The 1,025-nt window shown below is 62.8% G+C and carries 1 protein-coding gene; it reads left to right on the top strand.

From position 1 onward, the window contains the following. Positions 1 to 82: 82 nt before the first annotated feature. Positions 83 to 1,025, top strand: a 943-nt coding sequence (locus AB5S05_RS22035; RefSeq protein WP_369289637.1) for an IS481 family transposase, incomplete at its 3' end; no start/stop codon positions are given.

Here is a 1,025-nt window from a genome sequence, read left to right as displayed (position 1 = left end):
TGTGATCTCTCAGTAGGTTGTTCATCCGGGGCATTCCCGGAATTCTGGAAGTGCGACCAACCAAGCCTTCCAGGAGCCCCGAATGAACCTGCATAAACATGCCCGTCTTACCCCTCGCGGTCGAGCCCTTTTGGTTCAGCGAATTCATCACGGCCTGCGGGTCGAGGAAGCCGCCCAGGCCGCCGGAGTGAGCGTTCGAACCGCCTACAAATGGCTGCGGCGCTTTCGCGAGGAAGGCGAAGCCGGCTTGAGGGATCGCTCGTCACGTCCACAGCACTGTCCCCATGCAACACCCGATGCGCTGGTGGAGCGGCTGATCGAGCGGCGCCGTGCCCGCCATACCTATCGGCAGATAGCGATGCAACTGGGCCTGGCCGTCAGCACCGTGGCTCGCCGTCTGCGACGGGTCGGCTTGAATCGGCTGGCCGAACTGGAGCCGGCGCCACCGGTGGTGCGCTATGAGTACCCGACGCCAGGCGATCTGCTGCACCTGGATATCAAGAAGCTGGGGCGCTTCAGGAAACCAGGCCACCGGGTCACCGGTGACCGCCAGCAAAACTCCAACGGGGCGGGCTGGGAGTTCGTCCATGTGGCCATCGACGATGCCAGCCGTATCGCCTTCAGCAGTTTGCATTCTGATGAGCGTGGCCGCAGTGCGTGTCAGGCTCTAATTCAAGCCCTGCGTTACTACCGCAGCCTGGGCATTCACTTCACCCGCCTCATGACCGACAACGGCAGCTGTTATGGCTCGCGCAAGTTCCGGCGCCTGGTCAGACGATTGGGGCTGCGCCACCTCCGCACCAAACCTTATACGCCACGCACCAACGGCAAGGCCGAGCGCTTCATCCAGACCAGTCTGCGCGAATGGGCCTATGCCCGCAGCTACGACAGCTCCGAACAGCGCGCAGCCCTCCTGCTGCCATGGCTGCACCACTACAACTGGCACCGCCCACATGCCAGCCTCGGTTACAGCCCGCCCATTAGCCGCGCGCCACTTCCACTGAACAACGTACTGGGTTTACACA

Source organism: Pseudomonas zhanjiangensis (assembly GCF_041027545.1).
Taxonomy (GTDB): domain Bacteria; phylum Pseudomonadota; class Gammaproteobacteria; order Pseudomonadales; family Pseudomonadaceae; genus Aquipseudomonas; species Aquipseudomonas zhanjiangensis.
Note: the sequence above shows the minus strand (reverse complement) of the source record. Positions and strands in the feature narration are given on the sequence as shown.